Annotated in this window: 13 protein-coding genes and 2 riboswitches; of the genes, 3 read left to right on the forward strand and 10 right to left on the reverse strand. The window is 41.1% G+C overall.

Annotated features, from left to right (window positions below; genetic code table 11):
* The 5 genes from B1R93_RS12255 to B1R93_RS22720 all read right to left on the reverse strand — a co-directional run bounded on the left by B1R93_RS12255 (window position 1) and on the right by B1R93_RS22720 (window position 16,017).
* The gene (locus B1R93_RS12255; protein WP_088104235.1) at window positions 1–8,580 is read right to left on the reverse strand and encodes an RHS repeat-associated core domain-containing protein; all 8,580 of its coding nucleotides are present in this window, start codon (window positions 8,578–8,580) and stop codon (window positions 1–3) included.
* Between the two features lie 159 nt (window positions 8,581–8,739).
* A riboswitch (cyclic di-GMP riboswitch) is annotated at window positions 8,740–8,832 on the reverse strand.
* A gap of 345 nt (window positions 8,833–9,177) precedes the next feature.
* Window positions 9,178–9,723, reverse strand: coding sequence for a TetR/AcrR family transcriptional regulator (locus B1R93_RS12260; protein WP_165763800.1), 546 nt, complete (start codon window positions 9,721–9,723; stop codon window positions 9,178–9,180).
* Between the two features lie 7 nt (window positions 9,724–9,730).
* The gene (locus B1R93_RS12265; protein ID WP_088104237.1) at window positions 9,731–12,865 is read right to left on the reverse strand and encodes an efflux RND transporter permease subunit; all 3,135 of its coding nucleotides are present in this window, start codon (window positions 12,863–12,865) and stop codon (window positions 9,731–9,733) included.
* A gap of 1 nt (window position 12,866) precedes the next feature.
* Entirely contained in the window at window positions 12,867–14,267 is a 1,401-nt protein-coding gene (locus B1R93_RS12270) for an efflux RND transporter periplasmic adaptor subunit (RefSeq protein ID WP_165763801.1), read from the reverse strand.
* 310 nt (window positions 14,268–14,577) lie between these two features.
* Complete coding sequence (locus B1R93_RS22720; RefSeq protein WP_133058641.1) at window positions 14,578–16,017, reverse strand: DUF5667 domain-containing protein; 1,440 nt, start codon at window positions 16,015–16,017, stop codon at window positions 14,578–14,580.
* A gap of 83 nt (window positions 16,018–16,100) precedes the next feature.
* Window positions 16,101–16,183: riboswitch (cyclic di-GMP riboswitch) on the reverse strand.
* A 464-nt stretch (window positions 16,184–16,647) separates the two neighbouring features.
* On the opposite strand from B1R93_RS22720, the gene B1R93_RS12280 reads away from it, so the two are divergent.
* From B1R93_RS12280 to B1R93_RS12290, 3 genes are all read left to right on the forward strand, one after another.
* Window positions 16,648–17,208 (forward strand): CBO0543 family protein, encoded by a 561-nt coding sequence (locus B1R93_RS12280; RefSeq protein ID WP_245308274.1) that lies wholly within the window; start codon window positions 16,648–16,650, stop codon window positions 17,206–17,208.
* Window positions 17,209–17,482: 274 nt separating this feature from the next.
* Window positions 17,483–17,785 carry a hypothetical protein gene (locus B1R93_RS12285; RefSeq protein ID WP_088104240.1) on the forward strand — a complete coding sequence of 101 codons (303 nt, stop codon included), beginning with the start codon at window positions 17,483–17,485 and terminating at the stop codon, window positions 17,783–17,785.
* 23 nt (window positions 17,786–17,808) lie between these two features.
* Window positions 17,809–18,216, forward strand: a complete 408-nt coding sequence (locus B1R93_RS12290; RefSeq protein ID WP_088104241.1) for a hypothetical protein — start codon at window positions 17,809–17,811, stop codon at window positions 18,214–18,216.
* 365 nt (window positions 18,217–18,581) lie between these two features.
* Here B1R93_RS12290 and B1R93_RS12295 read toward each other — a convergent pair whose 3' ends face one another.
* The 5 genes from B1R93_RS12295 to hprK all read right to left on the reverse strand — a co-directional run bounded on the left by B1R93_RS12295 (window position 18,582) and on the right by hprK (window position 22,558).
* Window positions 18,582–19,064, reverse strand: coding sequence for an acyltransferase (locus tag B1R93_RS12295; RefSeq protein ID WP_088104242.1), 483 nt, complete (start codon window positions 19,062–19,064; stop codon window positions 18,582–18,584).
* Entirely contained in the window at window positions 19,061–19,708 is a 648-nt protein-coding gene (ppaX, locus tag B1R93_RS12300) for a pyrophosphatase PpaX (RefSeq protein WP_088104243.1), read from the reverse strand. Before ppaX ends, B1R93_RS12295 begins: the two co-directional genes overlap by 4 nt.
* Window positions 19,698–20,648 (reverse strand): nucleoside recognition domain-containing protein, encoded by a 951-nt coding sequence (locus B1R93_RS12305; RefSeq protein ID WP_088104244.1) that lies wholly within the window; start codon window positions 20,646–20,648, stop codon window positions 19,698–19,700. Before B1R93_RS12305 ends, ppaX begins: the two co-directional genes overlap by 11 nt.
* 39 nt (window positions 20,649–20,687) lie before the next feature.
* On the reverse strand, window positions 20,688–21,557 hold the full coding sequence (gene lgt, locus B1R93_RS12310; RefSeq protein ID WP_088104245.1) for a prolipoprotein diacylglyceryl transferase: 870 nt from the start codon (window positions 21,555–21,557) through the stop codon (window positions 20,688–20,690).
* Between the two features lie 62 nt (window positions 21,558–21,619).
* Window positions 21,620–22,558, reverse strand: coding sequence for an HPr(Ser) kinase/phosphatase (gene hprK / locus B1R93_RS12315; protein WP_088104246.1), 939 nt, complete (start codon window positions 22,556–22,558; stop codon window positions 21,620–21,622).
* Window positions 22,559–22,684 lie beyond the last annotated feature (126 nt).

The following is a 22,684-nucleotide window of genomic DNA, read 5'->3' on the forward strand; positions in this document are numbered from 1 at the left end:
TTATTTTTTTGGTGGTAAAATAAATATGTCTCCTGCTCTGTCCTTCAAGAGTCTTTGATTATCTTCCATCCTCTCTATTAGGTCTTCCACATTATCTGTTTTACTCGGAACCTCATACTGATCAATTTTTCCACCTTTCCTAACAGCCATTATATCAGGTCTTCGGTTTGGTTTAACTCCTGGTATTTCATTCGATAGACCTTTATTTAAATAAATTTTACTTATATCATCGCTATTAGCTAATTCATCTGCTTTATCTACCATTGCTTCCCAATGTCCAGGTGTTTTGTTAGTATGTGGTTTACTCGGGTAGACAATTTTATCTTGTACTAATTTACCCGTACCCTTAGAAACTTCCCTTACCGTACTGCTAGGAGTAGCTCGGTTAATGCCCATCGTCGCATTAACAGCCGCATTTCCTACCTTAAGGGAATTTTTTAAAGCTCCTCCTCCGACAATACCCGAAGCTGCTATTAACCGTTCAGCACTTGATAACTTATCCCCCGTAATTAAATCCCTTCCAACTAAGGCTTCGACACCACTTTTTATATTTCCTACGACAGGGATAAAATCAAGACCTGTTGACGCTATTTGTTTGGGATTGATTCCCTTTAACGCCTTCCCTATCCCTCCTCTTAATGTTCGATTTGGTATTAGGCTCGAAGATGACGTAACTACCTGGTTTACTCTTCCTGTTAATCGCTGTACCTCTTGATACATCACCCCAGCTCGATCCCCATGCTGACTAAAATCAAAGCTAGACTCATAGATCGTCTCCCCATTAAGGGATACATGTCTAAACGAACCAAGATGATTTCTTGTCACACTTACTGGATTTCCTGCCGCATCTCGGAGGATCCCTTGGTTGTCTCGGTATACGTCCTCAGCTGAGATAATTTCCTCAAAAAAACCAGTCCGGGTATCAGTGTAAGTTTTTGTTTTTCTCAACCGTTCAATGAAATTTCCGCCGTTCCAATGTTCCTCTAGGTAATCATACGTGTAATTAGTCTCAGACACATAACTGTAAAGATCAACGATTTGTCTAGTTTGGACGTCTCTTTGTACATGGTTTTCTTCATAGTTACTGGTCGAACTTCGTAGATCCCACACTCTTGTTTTGGCTTCGTTAAATTCGATATCCCCACGATCAACCAATATTTCAGTTTCCATATGAAAATCTTGGCCCAACCACTCCGGCACATTCCCAGTTGGATCCCACATGTTGATTGGGTTGTTTCCGACATACGCGTACCGGTTTTGCGTCCATGGCATGTCGAGTTCGCCTCGGTAGCTATCTTCTTGCAGGAAGCGACCGACTTGCGGGTTATACCACCGCGCATTCATATCGATTAATCCAACGCCTCCATCATACGTTTGACTCGTGTAACCTGTCGTATTGTATGGCGCCGTGATGCCTGTGTAGATTCCTCCAAACGCATCATAGCGATAGCGTTCGATCCAATCGCCGTGTCGATCTGTCGTTTCTGTTACATTGTGTTGGCCGTCATATTGATTATATAATAATCCGCCTGTCGTTTTCAGCTTTGGTTCGAGGGCTGGGTTAACCAAATTGTGCAAGCCAAACATTTTTCGAGAAACGACCTGGTTGTTTGGTCCCTGGTAATACTCGGCGTACGGTGACCCTTTGTCACTGTATTCTTTATGGACATTCGTACTGTGTCCGATGTATTGGTATTGGGTATGGGTGTCATGTAATTTCGACTGGCCTTGGCTGTCTTTCTCTAATTGCTTTCGAAGGAGCCCCAGCTTCTTTCCTTTCCCATTATTCAGAGCATTGTCATTTCCCGTTTCTTTGTTGCCCTGATTTCCATTGCCCTTCCCATTATTACCTGAATCCTTACATTGATTAGAGTTGCCGTTGCCGTTGCCATTGCCAATGCCGTTCTTGTTCCCGTTCCCGTTTCCGTTTCCTTTACCTGGATTGGTTTTTGAACCATCTTTTGCAAGGTCGTGGCCCATTTCACCATTGTTTTGCCATGTGTATTCTTCACGGTATACTTTACGTCCAAGTGCGTCATATTTGAATCCGACAAAGGCCGAATCTTCCAATAAGACGGCGGCTAAGCGATTAGCATCATCATACTCATAAAAGACTTCTTCGTTTCCGGATGTTTCATATATGATGTTTCCACGCTTGTCATAGTCGTAGCTTGTCTCGCCAGCTTGAATTAGTTGATTTGCTGCGTTATAACGATAAGAAATTGTTTCAGTATCATTTGACATGCTTAGACGATTTCCTACGGCGTCATACGTATAGGTGACATGACGGTGGGCATTCATTAAGTAAGCTGGTTGTTTAAGCTCGGATTTGCCAGTCTCTTCTTCCACTTCTTCTTGAGTGTCTATTGAATCTGGTGGTCCACACGCCTTAAGCTCATCTTTCTTATTTTTTCCGTTTCCGTTTCCATTGCCTTTCTCTTTCTCTTTGTCTTGTCTGTTACCATTTTCTTCACCGTTCTTGTTGCCGTTGCCTTTTCCATTCCCGCTATTCTCTTTTTCTCGACCTTCGCTTGCTTCGTCTGCTTGGTCTTCGCTTGCTTCGCCTTCTTGGTCTTCGCTTGCTTCGCCTTCTTGGCCTTCGCTTGCTTCGTCTGCTTCGCCTTCTTGGCCTTCGCTTGCTTCGTCTGCTTCGCCTTCGGTTGCTTCTTCTGCTTCGCCTTCGGTTGCTTCTTCTGCTTCGCCTTCGGTTGCTTCTTCTGCTTGGCCTTCGGTTGCTTCGCCTGCTTGGCCTTCGATTGCTTCGTCTTCTACACTGTTCGTTGCTATTTGTACTTCATCGTGAGTACGTTCAAATTTTTTGAATAAGGAGACAAGTGGATCGACTGCTTTCATTAGTACATTCCGTGCCGACTCGACTAATGTCATTTCCTCTTCATTATATTTTTCTTTGTTTCTTTCGTTGTTTTGATAATCTCGCCCTTCATCAGGTGTATCAAACTCTTGACGAAGTGCTTCAATTTTTTCTAAAGGATACTCAACTTCTACTAATCGATTTAGATCATCGTACGTATAAAGCGTCTCAGCCCCGTCTTCCTCTTGTTGAGCAATTCGATTACCAGCCTTATCATACTTATAGTCAAACGAAGATAATACTCCTCGCCCATTTGTATTCTCGATAGAAGTAAGGTAGCCATCTTCATTGTAGCTCTTATGAATTTGGTTGCCATTTCCTAAAGAACGAGTAGCTTCTCTCCCTAATGCATCATACTCAAAACGAGAGATGTTTTCCTCTGGATCCATCGTACTCGTCAAGAGTGATCGTTCATCATAGGTAAAGGTGGTTTCCCTTTCTTCGCTGTTAAGAATAGACAACAAGTTTCCTCTAGGGTCATAGTCGTACCTTAATTCTTTCTCCAATGTTATGTTTTGTTGGGATGTTATCCTCCCTAACGGATCATAGTTAAAACGCTCGGTAGAATCCGGAGATTGCATACCTGTCAACCGACCAAGCTTGTCATATTGATACGACAACGTCATTTCAGGATAGCGAATCGTTGACAGTTCCCCACTCTGTGTATAATCCATTGTCGTTTGTTGATTGTCAGGTTGGCGAATGCTAATAAGCTGATTTGCTGAATCATATTCATACTGAATGCGATCTCCTAATGGGTTCTGCTCTGTCGTTAGCATTCCATTTAAGTTGTATTCAAACTGCTGAGCCGCCCCATTAGCATCTATAATTCCCGTAAGATTGCCAAGTCCATCATATTCGTACGACGTCATGCCACCCATACTATCGATAACCTCTTGTATCCGATTAAGAGGATCATGTTGGTACGTCGTCTCTCTTCCTAGTGGATCGATAACTTTTTCTAGGTTCCCTACAGGGTCATACTCATACTGTGTCGTTGAGCCTGAAGGAAGCTTCGTTGCTGTTTGTCTATTCAATGAATCATAGCTGTACTCGATGGTTTCACCTAAAGCATTGGTTTCTGCTACAAGATTCCCCACCGCATCATAGGTCCACTGCGATTCTTCATTCGCTTGATCTACATAACGAACAAGGCGACCAAGTGCGTCGTAGTCATAAAGCTCACGATGCTGTAACGGATCGATTTCCTCTACTAAAAAACCTTCCTCATCATAGTGAAACCGTTGCTCATAGCTCATTGGGTCAATCATTTTTGTAACGAGATCTAGCGCATTGTATTCGTAACGCCACTGTCCTCCTTCTGCATCAATTTGTTCGGTTAAACGTCCCTTCTTATCGTAAGAAAATGTAGTCGTTCTTCCAGAAGGGTCGACATAGGTCTCGATTTGATGCTTTGGATTGTATTCGTACTGTGTAACTCTATTAATCGGGTCCTTTTCCTTAATAAGACGGCCTAATGGATCGTATTCATAGCTCCACATCCCGCCTTCTGGCTCCGTTTCTTTTACAAGCTGCCCAACAGGGTCGTATTCAAATTGCATTTCTCCATTTTCTTCATGAATCCACGTAACGAGCTGCCCAACAGAGTCATATTCATATTTAGTTTCATAACCTAGCGGGTCCTCTTCTACCGTCAACTGACCAGACAGATCGTAGTCTAACTTATATGTGTTCTGTTTTTGATCTGTGAACGATGTCATTAGATTTATTTCGTTATACGTAAACTGTTGTTTTTGCTGAAGAGGGTCAATTTCTTCAATTAACCTTCCTTCTTCATCGTAGACAAACTGCGTCGTACGCTCTAATGGATCAACAACTTCAACTAGATTTTCTAAGGCATCAAAGGTCCATCGTGTGACTTCTCCATGTGGATCGGTCATTTTTACGATGCCTTCTTCATCGACAAACGTATACGTCGTTTCATGTCCTTTACGGTCGATCTCTTTCGTCAAGCGACCTAGTGCGTCGTATTCGTAGAATGAATCATGTCCGACTGGATCTGTTATTGCCGTCACATAACTGAGTGGATTATATGCATAGCTTGTCTCATAACCTAGTTCATCCGTTACGACAACTGGTCTTCCCAACGAGTCATAATCAAATTTGTTTGATGTCCCATCAGGAAATTCTACTTCGATGACTCGGTCTGCTTTGTCGTACGTATAGGTCGTTGTCTCCCCAAGAGGGTTCACTTCCTGTTGTACTAAGCCTGCATTATTATACGTAAAGTCTGTTTCCTGCCCTAGTGGGTCAACCGTTGTACGTAATTGGCCGACCTCATCATAGTGATAGCTAGTTTCATATCCGAGTGGATTCACTTCTTTAACTAGAAATCCTCGTGGGTCGTATTCATATTCAAATTCGCCTTCATTAGGTAATATTCGCTTCGTCAATAAACCGAGCTCGTTATAATGAAATGTATAAACGGCTCCATTGGCTAACTGTATTTGCTGTAAGCCTGTTTCATTGTCATACATGTATGAGGTTTCATGACCTAATGGTGACACCTGTTTTGTTACACGACCCAATGCATCGTACTCCCATTGCATCGTAGAGCCTAATGGGTTGGTCTCACTGATCTTTCTACCAACATCATCGTATGTAAAAGATGTTGATCCCGTCAGCTCATCCTCCACCTCTACCAAATAGCCTAAATCATCATAGTGCATAACAACTTTATGATCTAATGGATTTTGAATTTCGACTAGACGACCGACCTGATCATATTGATAGGTGTAGATTGAGCCATCTGGTCTGACAATCTCAGTTGGTAAATCGATGTCATTATACGTAATGCTCGTTTTTTGCCCGAGAGCATCGATTACTCCAACCTGTCTTCCACCTGCGTCATATTCATAGGTCGTTTCTTCCCCTTGACCATTGATTGTTTTCGAAAGCTGAGATCTGTTATTATATTCATTTGTTATCGTTATTCCGTCAGGACGAATGTATCGAACCATGCGGTTTTCGTCATCATATTCCCACTTATGTGTACGGCCTCCTTCATCAAGAAGAGAGACTAAGCGATCTTGAATATCATATTTGTATTCTTTCGTTAGTCCTTTTGGATTCGTTTGTTTAGACACACGTCCAACTACATCATACTCATAGGTTGTTAAATGACCTAACGGGTCGGTGACAGAGGTCATCAAGCCGAGTTCATCATATTTGTACGTAAGAGTTCCACCATCTGGGTTTGTCTGTTGTGTGAGTCGACCGAAATCATCATACTCGAAAAAAGTAGACTCTCCTAAAGCATTGATTTTTTCCTTAGGCTGCATGCTTCCATCTTCATAACGGTATTCTTCACTCGTTCCGTCACGGTCTACCTTTTTGAGCAGTCTTTGGACTTCGTCATATTCATAGGTGATTTCCGTTCCATCTGGTAAATGCTGTGCAGTGAGTCTACCTTCTTCATTATAAGAATAAGAGACTGTTTGACCATCAGGCATCGTTTCCGTTTTCGTCCGTCCTAGTTCATCATACGTATATGTCGTTACTCTGCCATACCCATCTTCAATCGATTTGACTTGACCTTTTCCGTTATAGGTGTATTGCATCATTCGCTTAAGCGGATCGATGATGGCCTTTAGTTGTCCAGTATCATCGTATTGATATTCATACGTCCCTTGATGATCCTTAATTTTTTCAATCCCATGAGGACCATATTCGTAGTGAATCGTCTCATGCGGGGACATGATGTCTGTAACTCGTCCTAAAGCATCCCTTGTCATTTTAGTGACCTGCCCGGAAGGATCCTTCACTTCTAGGAGTTGTCCTAGCACATCATAGTGATATGTAAAGACTCTTCCAAGAGCATCCGTATGCTGAGTGATGTTTCCGAAACGATCATAAGCAAAGCTTTCTTTTTCCCCATGAGGATTAGTGATTTCCGTAATTTGATTATTATTATTGTATTTATAGTGATAGACAATACCGTTGCCTAAATCTCGTTGAACTAGATTCCCTGCCTTATCATAATCGTATAAAGTCTCTTGCCCATTTACACTTGTTTCTTTCGTTAGTCTTCCTCGTTTGTCATAGGCAAATTCTCTTTCGATTCCAAGAGGGCGTTTGACTTTAGAAATATTTCCTTCCGCGTCATATTCAAAATTTGTCCGATTTTGTAACCCACTTTCAACCCACTTTCGTTGTCCATTTTCTTTATAACCGTAACGAATGGTTTCATTTTTCGCATTGGTTCGTTTAATGACATTTCCTTTTGAATCGTAGTCAAATGTTGTCTTTCCTTGTTGATTAAGTATGCTACTTAGTGAGTTCCATGTGTCATGATGAGCGTATTTAATGACGGCTCCAGTTGGTAATGTTTCTGCGGTTTTCCTACCTTCACTGTCGTACTCATAAAAGGTTTGACCACTGTTAGTGTGAACAGATCGTAATTGATCCTTATCATCATAGGTATAGCTTATTTCATTTCCTAATGGGTCCACTTCTTTAACTATCTGCTTATCTTCAATCGTATAGATCCACTTGTCACCATACAGGTTCTTCTTTTCGATCGTATTTGTAGAATAGGTGTATTCGTAAAGCGTCGTATCCTCAGGACTACTAACCGATGTTACTTGGTCATCATTATTGTACGTAAAATGAAAGACTCCTCCTTCTCCATCGACAATCGCTGTTAGACGATGTTGAGAGTCATATCGATAGCTTGTTGTACTACCATTTGGATAAATGATTTCAACGAGACGCTGTTGACCATCATATCGATACTCAATCGTGTCTCCCTCTGGCCCAGTTATGGCTGTTATAACATCTCCCGTCCATGCTAGCTTTACGACTCTCCCAACCGAATCTGTAATCTTTGAGACTTGTCCAGCATCATTATAAGCAAATGTCATCTCATTTCCATAACGGTCTTCTTGCTTAATCAACCGCCCTTCAATTGGAGACTGATTATCTCTCCATGGGGCTTCGTATCCATAATATGTATAAGTATTGCCCTCTTTTGTACTTACTTCATATTCATATTGAGAGAGTCTTTTTAACGTATCTCCATTTTCTGATACTTGATAGTAACCTTTATCAAGCTCATAGTTGATTAACTCATCACCATCATAGCTTGTAATAAACGCTTCTTCATCTTCCATAACAAATTCAAATGGCTGAGTGCTACCATCTATACGGAATTCACTCATATGAAACTCGGCATGCAAGGTAAGCTTCGCCTCTAGAGGGTAAAGCCATCCTTTACCGAAAGGGCCTTGCTCTTTACTACCACTTTCATAGGTTCTCTTAATTTCAATCCCATAATTAATTTCTGGAAGTGACAAATCTATTTCTTCAAGAGAAAGTTTGCCGGTTGCTTCCTCAATAGGAGGATTATAGGCATTCCCTGAAATAGGCATTGGTGCATTCGAAATAGAAGGTGTGCTTGAGGTCAGATTTCCAACATTAGAATTTTGTTGTGGTTGAACCGATTCAAGCGGATTTTGAGGATTCGGTTTAGTAGGACTCACGAATGAGCTTGGATTAGGTGTTTCAAGCTTACTAAACCAATCATTTGTAGGATACTGGTCCTCCAATGATGTAGGATTTACGTAGTAATTGTTGTATGCTGCAGCATTTCCGATACTAGGGTACATAGTAAAGGATGTGACAATCATGACTAATGAAAGAATGATTGCCATTGTTTGTTTAAAGCGTTTTCGAATAACGACACTCATAAATATTCCCCCTTAATGTTCAAACTCCTAAACGACTGCTAGAAATGTTCACTTTAACTAACAAAAAAAACCTCATGTCTAAAAAGCACATAAGGGTTTCGATTGGCCGTTTACCTTTTTTACGTTAAGTAGGGTTCCAAATATGAGTATCCTGCTTCATTCGGTAACCTGGCAATCGTAGTCAAGTGCTCGCTCGACGTTAGACCCATGGCTTTGCGTCACTTCTTTTCAGAAGCTTTGCCTTTTCGTATAGGAAATTCGTATGATATTAACATTACTTTTACTAGGTTAGTCTATTTATCACTTAATTTCAACATAATTTTACATATTTTGAAGAAATAATTCTTATTTTGCAAAAAAAATCAATGGATATACAAGGAAAATGTCCTCTATTTTCAATACTATCCACCCTACTTTCGTATGAGAGACGTACTATTTTTTCTGATTCTATCAAAACAAAACGAATTAACAAGCTCATATAGGGGGAGTTCCCCGCTACTAAAGAAAGGTAAATGATGTAGGTATATTGATTCAAGAATAGTTGATCTACAATCACGAAAAAAAATGCCCACAATAAACTTGTGGGCACCTTTATTTCTATTCTTTTAATTGCAATCCGCCAAAGACAATTTCGAGCTGATGATCAAGCGCTTCATCTAACGATTCATCCTCTTTGCTTTGGTACGTGTAGATAACCTTTAATCCGTGCAGGATGACGGAAGCCGCAACGCGCGGATGGACGTTTGCAATTTCCTTTGTGTTCATTCCTTCCTCAAGAACAGCTTCCATCAAATTCACCATCGCTAACTGTTTATCTAGCAATTGCATATGAATGCTTTGTGGGATTTTCCCAAAGTCGTTGAGCATAATTTCGCGCAAGGCGGTGTTTGCCAGAAATAGCTCTAAGTTTTTCCGGTACATTCGGGTAACTTTCTCTTGAACGGTTCCCGGTGTTCTTAGCTCGGCCATCAGCTCATCGATGACGCGATTAATCCCTGTAATTAATACTTCTCCTAACAACGCTTCTTTGCTCGGGAAATATTCATAGGTTGTCCCTTTGCCGACACCTGCGCGCTTGGCGATATTTTGCATCGTCGCTCGTTCATAGCCTTCTTCTACAAAGTTCTCAAGCGCTGATTGCAAAATCAGATCACGTTTGCTCTCCTTTTTCTGCAAGTTCCACATCCCCTGTTCTTTGACGCTTTCTCCGCGAAAACGTTGATGTTCTCTTCTTCTTCAGCCAGTTTGAGAAATCATCTAGCATCGTATACATTACTGGAATGAGAACGAGTGTAAACACCGTCGAGAAGCTTAACCCGAAAATAATCACAACGCCCATCGGTGCTTGTGCCTCAGCCCCTTCACCGATTCCAAGCGCAAGTGGTACCATCGCTAACGCTGTCGTTAAGGTTGTCATTAAAATCGGACGTAACCGACTTCGGCCTGCTTCAACGATCGCTTCATAACGTTCTATTCCTTGTTCTCGTAAAATATTAATGTAGCTCACGAGAATAATTGCATTGTTCACAACAATCCCGGCGAGCATGATGACCCCAATAAAGGCCGGTATGCTTAACGGTTCATTCATGACAAACAGTCCAACTAATATCCCGATTAACGTCGTCGGTAGGGAGAACATAATCGTAAACGGATGTAAAAATGATTCAAATTGAACGGCCATTACTAGGTAGACGAGAAAGATGGAAAGCAGTAACGCTAACGTTAGTTGCGTAAACGATTCCGCCATCTCTTCGGCATCTCCACCCATAACAACCGAGTAGCCTTCTGGCAAATTCATTCGATCAATACGCTGCTGAATGTCATTGGTGACACTTCCAAGGTCTCTGCCATCAATGTCACTCGTCACCCGAACCTGTCTTTGCTGATTGCTTCGGTTAATTTCTGTCGGTCCTTGGACTTGCTTTAACTCAGCAATTGCACTAATCGGCACGTCTACCCCACGTGCGGAGCGGACAACCATTGTTTCTAGGTTCCGAATCGTTTTTCGTTCTTCCTCTGGTAAAATCACTCGAACATCATATTCACTACCGTCCGAACGGTACCGTGTCGCAAGCTGACCATTAAAGCCGAGCACGACTTCGCTCATCACTTGTTGATAGCTAAGACCATACGATTCGGCAAGATCTCGGTTCACCACAATTTGTAGCTCTGGTCGCCCTTCTGAAACCGTGCTTTCCACATTCACTGTGCCGTCAACTTCCTCAACCGCCCATATGACCTGCTGCGCTAAATCCTCAAGCACCGCTAAATCAGAGCCGCTAATGTTTAATTGAATCGGTGAACCTGTTCCAAAGCCTGCTTCTACCCCTTGAACAGTAATTTCTGCACCAGGAATATCGACAATCGAGTCACTTAGCTGCTTTTGGAATTGTTCTGTCGTAATATCCCGCTCACTTGGCGGAACAAGCTGGATCGTATAGTTCGCTTCATTCGTCGAGCCACCGCTAATCCCATCATTGCTCCCACCAATTAACACATAGCTCGTGTCAATCGCAGCGGCCAGCGGCTCCATTACGCCATTAATTTTTTGGACAATGTCCTTCGTCTCGTCAAGCGTTGAACCCGTTTGACCAACAACACTAATCGTTACTTGACCTTGGTCTGATCCTGGAATAAAGGCCGTCCCAATAAACGGCACAAGCGCCAAACTGGCAACGATTAAAGCACCGGTGATAGCTAGCGTTGTTTTTCGCAAACGAAGAGCCCGTTGCAATAAACGGCTGTAGCGATTTTCTACTTTATTTAATAGTTTATTAAACCCTTTATTGTCTTCCCCGTCAAATGATACTTTCGTATTCCCTAATAATTTCGACGAAAGCATCGGGATGAGCGTTAATGCTGCAACAAGTGATGCAAATAATGAAAAGGCAACCGTTAACGCGAGCGGACTGAAGATTTCCGCAGCAAGCCCTTCAACGAATACAATGGGAACAAATACGACGACCGTTGTCATCGTCGAAGCAAACACGGCCGGTGCTAGCTCACGTCCCCCTTCAATGGCAGCCCTTCGAATCGGGTAGCCCTTTTGGAGCTTTGTAAAAATATTTTCTAAAATAACGATCGCACTGTCAACCATCATTCCAATTCCAAGCGCCAATCCGCCCATCGACAGAATGTTTAACGTTTCCCCTGTAAAATACATTAGAGTAAACGTTGAAATAATCGCAATTGGAATCGTTAACCCGATCACAAGCGTCGTGCGAATGCTGTTTAAAAACAAGAGAAGAATCCCGACGGAGAGCACCGCCCCCATCAACATATTGTTCACGACACTACTAATCGATTGTTTAATGAATTGTGATGTATCTAATACGACAGACAGCTCGAGGCCATCACGCTGTAAATCCTTTTGCAGACGGTCAATCGCCTTATGCATACCATTAGCGACTTCAACTGTATTGCCGTCTGATTGCTTCATAATCGATAAGACGAGCGCATTTTCACCGTTCACTTGGGAAAGCAGCGCCTGCTCTTTAAACGTATCATTAACCGTTGCCACATCGGAAACCTTGACGCTTCCACCTGTGTTTAGCGGAATCGGTGTTTTTTCAATATCGGCAATCGACGAATATTCCCCAACAATCCGAAGCTGTAAATCTTGGCTTCCTCGCGTCAAGTTCCCGGCTGAAGCATTGCTATTTTCGCCACTAATCGCTTGCACAACATTAGACCCAGTTAAACCATAGGTTAAGAGCTTGGCCCGATCGAGCTCAATTAAAATCTCGCGCTGCTTCCCACCTTCAATTCCGACTGAAGCCACACCTGGAACACGTTCAAACGCTGGTTCAATTTCCTCTTCGACAAGCACTTGAAGTTTTTCTGGGGCAGCGCCTGAAATCCCGACCCACATTACCGGTGTTTGTTGCGGATCAATTCGTAAAATCGAAGGCCGGCCCACATCCTCTGGCAGTATTCCCGCGACTTGATCAATCCGCTCACGAATATCATTCATCGCCTCGTCAATTTCACGACCCCAATCAAACTGCATAATCACAAGGGATGCTCCCGGCGAAGAGGTTGATTCAACCATCGTCACCCCTTCAATTGACCCGAGTGCCGACTCAACCGGTCTTGTAACAAGCTGCTCAACCTCCTGCGGCGCAGCCCCGTCATATGTCGTCGTCACGACCGCAACCGGAATGTCCATTTTCGGAAAAAGATCAATCGCTAAGTTCTTCAGGGACATTCCACCGAGGATGAGAGCCGCAATGACAAACATGATCACACCAACTGGTCGTTTTACGGATAGCTCTACTAATTTCACGTTACTTATCCTCCTCTATGATTCTGACTAAATCACCATCATCGAGAAGGTTTTGACCTTTCGTAACAACAACATCCCCATCGACAATATCACCTGTCACAGCCGTGAACTCCGTGTCATACCACACAACATCAATTAACTTCCGGACGACTTGATCACCTTCTACTACAAAAATAAACGTTTCTTCCTGACGTTCAACGATAGACTTGGTCGGAATAATCATACTATCTTCGACGAGTATTTCTTCAATCGTTAACGTCGCAACCATACCTGGGCGGATGTTGCTGACGTCATTTTGAATGTCAACCTCAACGGTAAATAGCCCTGATTCATTTGTCGTTGGTGAAATATAGGACACTTCACCTTGAATGTCCTCGGTAATCCCTGCAACGTCGACAGCAATGCTATCCCCTATTTCAAAGAGTAAGAGCTGCTCAGCCGTCACTTGTGCAACCGCATGGACGACACTAGTTGAAATGAGCCTTCCGATTGGTGATTGTGTTGAGGCGAATCCACCAACTTGTACATCAAAGGAAGCCAATTCCCCACTCATCGGCGCCTTAATCTGATAATCACCAAGACTATCTTCTGCGTTGTCGACGGATAACTGAGCTTGCTCAAGAGAAACCTTCGCATCGTTCACACTAAGCTCAGCATCGGTTACACTTGCCTGTGCAAGCTCAACTCCAACCTCTGCCTGCTCGACTGACGCTGTTACCGAGTCAATCGAGAGTTCACTCGAAGCTTGATTCATGCTTAATTGAAGTTGGTCGTATGCGGATTGAGCCCGTTGTCTGACCGCTACTGCTTCCTCATACTCCGCTCTCGTAATTTGTCCTGCATCAAAAAGCTCCTTCATCCGCTCTACGTTGTTCTTTGCTTCCTTTAACTGCTTTTCGGCATTCTTTAATTCTATCGCGACATTATCAATGTTATGCTGTCTACCTTGCTTTGCCTCTTTTAAACTAGCTTCCGCTTGCTTCTTACTCGCTAACGCTTGCTTATAATTCCCTTCTGCTTGAACAAGACCATTTTTCGCGCGTTGATACGCACTTTCCGCTTGCTTCAACGTCGCTTTCTCCATCTTTAATGCTTGCTCCTGAGCCGAGTGATCGACACGTGCCAGCACTTGTCCTTTTTCTACCTTATCCCCTTTTTTCACAAGCACTTCAACGACTTCACCTGTGACTTTTGGAGTAATATCAATCGTTGAACCGGCAACAATTTCACCGTATAACTGATTCGTCCCACTTAAAGACCCGGTTACAGCGCTCGCTACAGCAACAGGCGTTTCCTGAACGACATCAACTGTCGCGTCCTCCGTCTGGCTACAGCCCATGACCGTTAACAGTACTATCACACTAAAAAACTTTACGACATCCAGCATCGTGACCTTTTTCATCATTTCTCCCCTTTTCATCCTAAACAACTGACTGACCAGTCGGTTCTTTATAGTCTCATTGTAGGATGGTTTTGGGGTTGAGTCAATGTATTTTCTAGATCCTTTAAAGGTAGAAACGAAATCTTTAGAAAAGCTCTTATTTGATGCGTAAAAAAAAGCACCCTAGTAGATACTGTCTACGTTAGTGATGCTCATCCTCCTTAAGTCATATTCAAAACAATTGACCGCATTAAAACTCCACTTCAAATTCTATAAGGAATTATTAACAATATAAAAAAAGAGTAGGAGCTAGTCCTACTCTTAATTGCTATTACTCGTCGTCTTCGTCTTCTTCTACTTCTTTATCTTTTTTCTTTTCTTTTTGTTTCTTGGCTTCTTCTTTTGCCTTTTCCTCTTGCTTCTTCACTTTTTCACGTTCTTCTTCAGCACGTTTTTGTGCTTCTTCACGTTTCTTTTCTTCTTGCTTCTTGGCTTCTTCACGTTTCTTTTCTTCTGCTTTTTTAGCTTGTTCTTCTTGCTTCTTTACAGCTTCACGTTGTTTTTCTTCAGCCTTTTTACTTGCTTTTTCTTCTTTCTTTGCTTCTTTCTTAGCTTGCTCTTTGCTGCTTTCAGTAGCTTTTACAGTAGCTTTTTCTACGACTTCATCTACTTCTTCGTTGAGCTCATCAACGATTTCAGCTTGTTCTTCTGCTAACTCTTCGTCAATTTCAGCAAGCTCTTCGTTTAGTTCTTCTTCACCAATTTCACCTGATTCTAACTTTTCCTCTAGCTCAGCACGTTCCTCGTCAGCCTTTTGTTGTTTTTCTTCCAACTTAGCTAACTTTTTGTTGATTTTCTTTTCTAATTTCTCTTGTGCTTTGACAATATTATTTTGAAGAGCTTCTTTCGCTCTCGGATTTTCTACTTTTTCTAATGCTGCTTGTAATGCTAGGATATTAGCCGAAAATTTCGCTTCAAGCGCTTCACGAATTGAATCAACTGAATCCTGCTCTTCTTCAACACTATCAACAGGCACTACTTCTTCATCAACTTCCTCTACTACTTCTTCAGATTCAGAAGCTGATTCTTCACCTTCTTCTTCAGATGTCGGTTCTTCAGTTGTTTCGTCCTCTTCAGTCGATTGTGATTGCTCGTATTTCTCTAATGCTTGCTCTTGTTGGTCAATCGCATCTTGAAGAACTTTATGAGCCATCTCTTCTTCACCTTGAGTAAATAACGCTTCTGCTTCCTTAATACGTTCTTCTGCAAAAGCAGCTAATAATTCAGCCTCTTTAATATCATCAAACGTTAAAGCAAGTTGTACATTTTCCATTAACGATTTCATAAAATAGAAGAAATCACCAGGTAAAAGGGAAGGTGCATCTTCCTCAGTATCTTCAGTTACTTCTTCTTCCGTTGATTCTTCTGCTTCCGGTTGTACATCCTCTTCTTCAGTCGACTCTTCCGTTTCTGGCTGTACATCCTCTTCTTCAGTTGTTTCTTCTGTTTCCGGCTCTTCAGTCACTACCTCATCTGTACCTTCAGTAGACTCCTCTTCAGGTGTTGTTTCTGTTGCTTCACCTTCTTGAGTTGTTGATTCCTCTGTAGAATCTGTTGTTTCTTCAGCAGTTTGCTCTTCTTGAACTACTTCTTCTGTGTCATGATTATCCGCAAAAGCCTGCGTAGTTAAAGATAACGTGAAAACTGTCGCAACAGCACCCGTCGTTAAAGCCTTACGAACCTTCTTAAATGAAACATCTTTCTTTGACATTAATAAATCCCTCCATAACAGTTTTCTGTAAGGAAAAATCTTGAGTTAACTCGATGAAATGTGAGTCTTTTCGCGATTTTTCATTTGGTAGTCCAGCCACCGTAGAATCCACCATAGGTCTGTGACTTTGCGTCTCTACCTTTCGATAGATTTGCCTTTTTCAAATGAGGGAACGATTCTTTCGTTATTCGTCCATCATTATCTAAATTAAGTATACACTTAAAAACCAAGAAAGACTATCATGCTTTTATTAGCATTTTTTAGAAACTAGTACTCTCTATCACCAATGGCTTCCCGGCAGGATTACCTATAGTTAGCTTTACGAGTAATAAATTATTTTTAAGGGGGTTCAAAAGAATATTAAACTATTATTTTTTAATATTACTTTCTATTTAATATTTTCACTGATGTAAAATTGAATACTTTTTCATTAATGTGACTGCTTCACTATTAAAAAAAATGGCTATTTCATGTCTCACTCGATTATGACATATCTTCCTTCATCAACTCCCGTCGAAATCATACATAGTGAAAATTAACTTTTATGAAGTGCTCCTAATTATAAACTCCTAAAAATTTACATAATCATTAAACTAAAAAACCATACTAAACATAAAGGAGGGAGAATTATTGGACAAACACTCCTCATGGGATACGATTGTAAAATTACGGCACGAGTTAAAGGCTGTACATATGGACTATTGGCTTGAGGAAAATTTATTTACCTTAGGTTGGTGGTTTTTAATCATTAGTACGATTACTTTACTGGGTATTTGGCTGCTCATGTTAGATAAAAAGAACATAATGGAGATCCTTACATATGGGTTAATGTTGGCACTAACAACATATGTACTTGATTGTATTGGTAGTTCATTCATGCTATGGGAATATCCAAATAAAATACTGCCCGTTATGCCTCCCATAATAGAAATTCATACTGTTCATTTACCGATTAGTTATATGCTAATTTATCAATATTTCACGAGGTGGAAACCCTTTATCATTGCCTTAACAATCGTCTCATTTGTTTTTGCGTTTATATTAGAACCAATTACCGAGTGGTTAAATATTTATGAAATGTATAAATGGAAACACATCTATTCTTTTCCGTTCTATATTGGTTTAGGTCTTTTCTTTAAATGGTTGATCATCAAACTAAAGCAAATTAGCATAGAAAACGGTCATGTTTAAGTAGGCTCAATCGTAGAGCCTACTTTTTTATTATGTTGCAGATTCCAAGCGGTAAACATCCTCCTTTTGTTTCATGATAAAAAAGTTGTTTAAAAACGCCAATCATGCTATTCAACAAACGGAGCTATAAGAGTATGTTTCTTATGAAATACACTGGAGCTGTTGCAGATCCTGCTTGTGCTAACGGCGAATAGAGTTAATTTTTTTGAAATATATACCATTTTCAAACTGAAATGTTTATAATTTATTTATGTAGTTAAGAGGAGGTTTTACAATGAATATATTTCTTTTGGTAGTAGCAATAGTTACACTTTTAGCAGTTCTTAAAAGGATAACTGCAATAGAAAAAGTAAATGCTGGTTCAATTAAAAAAGAAATAAAGAAAAATACATTTCTAATGTTATGGGGAATTATTTTTGTTTCTTGTATTGTTTTTATTCCTTATCAAGTGTGGGTATTAACAGGAAGTTCAAATGATTGGGATGGGATGTATATTATAGGAGCAACAGTTATAGCGATTGTAATCATATGTTTAACTTTCTATTCTAAATTTAAGGTTAAAAAATCATTAGTTTAATTCAACTAATAGGATGGAGATAGATGAAACTTAAAGTTACTTTAATAGCAGGTTTGTTCATCATTATAATAATCAGCAGTTTATTAGGACTTCGCTGGTATGATTTAAATAACTTATCAGAAACAAGCGAAATTGCAAGATCATTTCTTAACGATGAAGGTTTCTTTATTCTTTATCATAGTGGAGATTTTGGTCCATATGTACTGGCAGAAAAAGAACTTAATGAAAAACCTTATAGTAGTTATCTAAGAGTACAACATATCTCAAAGGAATACTTTCTTGAAAAAGAACTTCGTCATGAATTTTTCTACGTTAGTAACCAATTTTTTGGAGTAGGTATGACACATGTAACGGTTATTATGAATGGTGAGGATATTGTAGGAGCTTTTTCAATTAAAAATGGCATGACATATCCTTTACATGGAGAATAAAAAATTTTATTCGATTAACGTCTAATGGAATTTTTGATAGAACGTTCGAAGGTTACAAAGTCCAAATCTTGGTAAAACATTTATGAATTAGCAAGCGATAATGAACCGTTGAACGAATAAGAACTTAAGTAGTTAGAAAGTGTAGAAGGATACATTTCAGGGGAGGGCGTAAAGCGGAAATGGAATCGAGCCAATACTCGTTTCTTATAAGCCTAAAACAATGAACCAACTATTATTTTCATATAGCTGCCCCTTTAATCTAGATCCTTAAATCATTTTGACGTCTCTGTATCAACGTTCCATTTTAAAAACGAGGTATCCCAAAGGAAAATTTTCACCTTTTGAGATACCTCGTTCATTTCATCTTATTCTTTTATGATTTGCATTGGATTACCGCCAACGAAAGCTCCAGCAGGTACGTCGCGGTTGACGAGTGTTCCAGCTGAAATTATCGCCTTATCTCCAATGGTGACACCGGGAAGGATCGTTGTATTTGCACCTATCATCACTTCATCCCCGATGACGACATCACCTAAGCGATATTCTGTGATTAAATATTCATGAGCAAGAATCGTCGTGTTGTAGCCGATAATCGTGTTACGCCCGATCGAGATCCGTTCAGGAAACATGATATCGAGCATGACCATTAAGGCAACGGCAGTCTCGTCGCCCACCTTCATCCGCAAAAAGGTGCGATACAACCAATTTTTCACGTGGAGAAAAGGGGTGTAGCGAGAAATTTGAATAATGATAAAATTTTTGACAACCTTCCAAAACGGAACCGTACGATAAATATGCCAGAGTGAATTTGCTGACTTCACCGGGTAACGCTCCGTTTTTCGACTCAACGTGTTGTCACCCCTACAATCTCTAGCAAGTCACTCATCGAGTCTAAAATATAGTCTGGGTTATAGGATTGAATCACGTCGCGTCCTTTGATCGACCATCCCACTACCGCAGTAGGCAGACCTGTATTTTTCCCAGCTAAAATATCATGTGGTGTATCGCCAACCATCATCGCCGTTTCCTTCGAAGAGCCTAAAGCCTGTAACGCTTTTTCTAGCGGCTCAGGATCTGGTTTAACCTTCTCCACATCGTCAAAGCCGACAATAACATCAAAGAATTGAGCTAAATTTGTAAGCTCTAAGCCCATTATGGCTGTCTTGCGAATTTTTGTTGTGACGATCGCCAGCTTGAAGCCTTGCTTGTGAAGGGCTTCAATGGTTTCGTACACACCTTCATATTCCTTTACAAGCAGGTCATGATTCGCATGATTATGCTTACGATACGTTTGGATCATTTCCTCGACACGGTTTTCATCGAGTGATTGAAATGTATCTGTTAACGGAGGCCCAATAAAATCAATGACCTTTTCTCGTGTGAATTCTCCAGGATAATATTCCTCTAGCGTATGGAGAAATGAGGAAATAATAAGTTCATTTGTGTTAATAAGCGTTCCGTCCAAATCAAATAATATCGTGTCAATGCTCATAGGTTGATTCCTTTCTCTTTAACAAGTTATTTCTTTCCATCTGCTTCCATACCGCGGCAATTACCATCGTTAATAAAATCGCCGTTGTCAAGCGGATAAGCAGCAAGGGCCAGACAGGAATACCGAGCGGAATAAAAATCAGCGTATCCTCAACAACAGCATGACAAGCGACGAGAAAAATAAACACTAAATACAAGTCCTTCTTTTTAACTCCATCTTCCTTCGCTGCTTGAATCATCACCCCTGCCCCAAAGGCAAGGCCAATTGTAAGCCCCGATGCCAATGTGGTGGACGTATTTTTATCGATTCCAAGCAAGCGCGTAAATGGTGCCATCCAATTTGATAACCGATTTAAACCATTTTTCTCTTTCATCCACTGCACAATAACCATTAGTGGAATGACGATCGCCGCCATTTGTAAAATTCCAAATGCTGCCGTCTCAAAGCCTTTACCGACTATCGCCAACCAGCCACTTACTGGCTCCTGCCCTGTTGCGACAAGCCCATATTCTGCTCGCTCCTGTCCTCCACTCCAAAGCAAATGAATAGCGAGAGCTGAGCTGAGTGCAAGCCCAAATCGCACGATCAAAACAATTGACATGCGAATGCCGAGCTTTGCGGCCACAGCGGATTCAACGAAAACATTATGTGAAAAGCTCAGCATAACCGCTAAAATAAACACTTCTTTTACTGTTAAATCTAGTGTTAGAATAGCTCCAATCCCAGCATATAAATTCAGTACATTCCCGAGCACGAGTGGAATCGCAGCTTCACCTGGGAGACCAATTGCTCCCATAAACGGGGCAAGCCCGTTCGCGAGCATTCCGAGCAAGGGTGTATAGCCAAGGATCGTAATAATTAATGTAATTGGAAAAATAATTTTACCTAAAGTCCACGTTGTTTGTACTCCTACGCGTAGGCCTCTCTTCATAATTCCCATCCAACCGCTCCCTTCTCTTTTTTGTTTATAGGGTGCGATTTATTTCTTCTTTTTCTTTGGTCCTTTTTTTACCGATTTCTTTTCTTCTACTTGCTTTCTATCGAAGTAGCGTGGCGTATCTGGCTGTTTGCGACGATACACCCACAAAATGATCGCACCGATAATTAGCACAACTGAGATTACTTGAGCTGTTTTTAATACGCCACCGATTAATAAATAGTCGGTGCGAATGCTTTCCATGTAGAAGCGGCCAATTGAGTACCAAATGACATATGTAAAGAAAATTTCCCCTTGTTTTAGGTTGACTCTTCTTAAATAAAGAAGCAAGGCTACCCCTACTAGATTCCAAAGCGATTCATAGAGAAACGTCGGGTGACGGAATGCGCCATCAATGTACATTTGGTTCATAATAAAGTCTGGCAGTAACGCGTAAAGTGTTTTCAAAGCTTCATCAGATACGACACCACCATATACTTCTTGGTTCATGAAATTTCCCCAACGACCAATCGCTTGACCGAGTAAAATACTTGGAGCGGCAACATCGACAAGCTGCCAAAAAGAAAGCTCATGCTTCTTCGCAAAAATATAAGCGGTGATGACGGAACCAATTAACGCGCCATGAATCGCGATTCCACCTTCCCAAATATAAAATACTCGAATCGGGTCATCCGCAAACTGATCCCAGCGAAAAATGACGTAATAGATTCTTGCGGAAATGATCGCAATCGGAATCGCATATAAAAGCAGATCCGAAAACGTCTCCTTCGGCATTCCCCTTTTGACAGACTCTCTTGTTGCAATAATATACCCTAGAAAAACACCAAATCCAATAATAACGCCATACCAATGAATGGTAAGTGGACCTAGTTCTAAAAAGACTCGATTTAATGGTTCTATGTTTTCCTCCACTACGCTTCCCCTCTTTCGTATATTTGTTTAGAAGATGATGGAATATGCTTGTTTTGTTCCTATTAATGAAACTCGTCCGTATCAGCTTCCCCAATTACCTCTGTTAACCGCTCAGAAAACTCCTGTGCAGCATTATAGCCAAGTCGTTTCAAACGGAAATTCATCGCTGCCACTTCAATAATAACAGCAAGGTTTCGTCCAGGTCGAACAGGAACGGTTAGCTTCGTAATTTCAGCATCAATGATTTTCATCTTTTCTTCTTCTAGTCCTAGACGATCATATGCCTTCTTCTGGTCCCATAATTCCAAATGAATACAAAGCGCAATTCGCTTAAACGGTCGAACCGCCCCAGCACCAAATAACGTCATCACATTAATAATCCCTAACCCACGAATTTCAAGTAAATGCTGAATTAAATCAGGGGAACGACCAATTAATGTATCTTCATTTTCCTGACGAATCTCAACTGAATCATCGGCCACTAGACGATGTCCACGACGGACGAGGTCGAGGGCTGTCTCACTTTTACCGACTCCACTGTTTCCAGTAATTAATACACCAATCCCATATATATCGACGAGCACACCGTGAATGGCCGTCACAGGCGCGAGCTCACTTTCCAAATAGTTCGTCAAGCGACTACTTAAACGAGTCGTCGTCAATGTCGAACCCATCAACGGTACACCATGCGCTTCAGCAGCATCCTTTAATTCCTTAGGTGCATCTAATCCACGGGAGAGAATAATGCCAGGGGTATCATATGTACAGAGTTTAAGCATCCGTTCCTCTTTTTCATGGTCACTTAGCTGCTCAAAGAATGATAGTTCTGTCCGTCCAATTAATTGAAGACGCTTCGCTGGATAATACGTAAAAAATCCAGCCATTTCAATCCCTGGTCTTGAGATGTCACTCGTTGTGATCGGACGATAAATACCCTCTTCGCCGGCTATTAATTCAAATTGAAACTTTTCCAATAAATCATTCGCTGTAACCTTTGCCATGTTCATCCCACCTTATCTCGAAAAACAAAACTTCAAATAGACATAATCCCTTAATTATACTCTAAGTTTTCAAGGCCATTCACCTTTGAAGCGCTGTCTCTTTCTATTTTTATCGCTCCCGATTAC

Origin of the sequence: Halalkalibacter urbisdiaboli (assembly GCF_002156385.1) — a bacterium.
Taxonomy (GTDB): domain Bacteria; phylum Bacillota; class Bacilli; order Bacillales; family Bacillaceae_D; genus Halalkalibacter_A; species Halalkalibacter_A urbisdiaboli.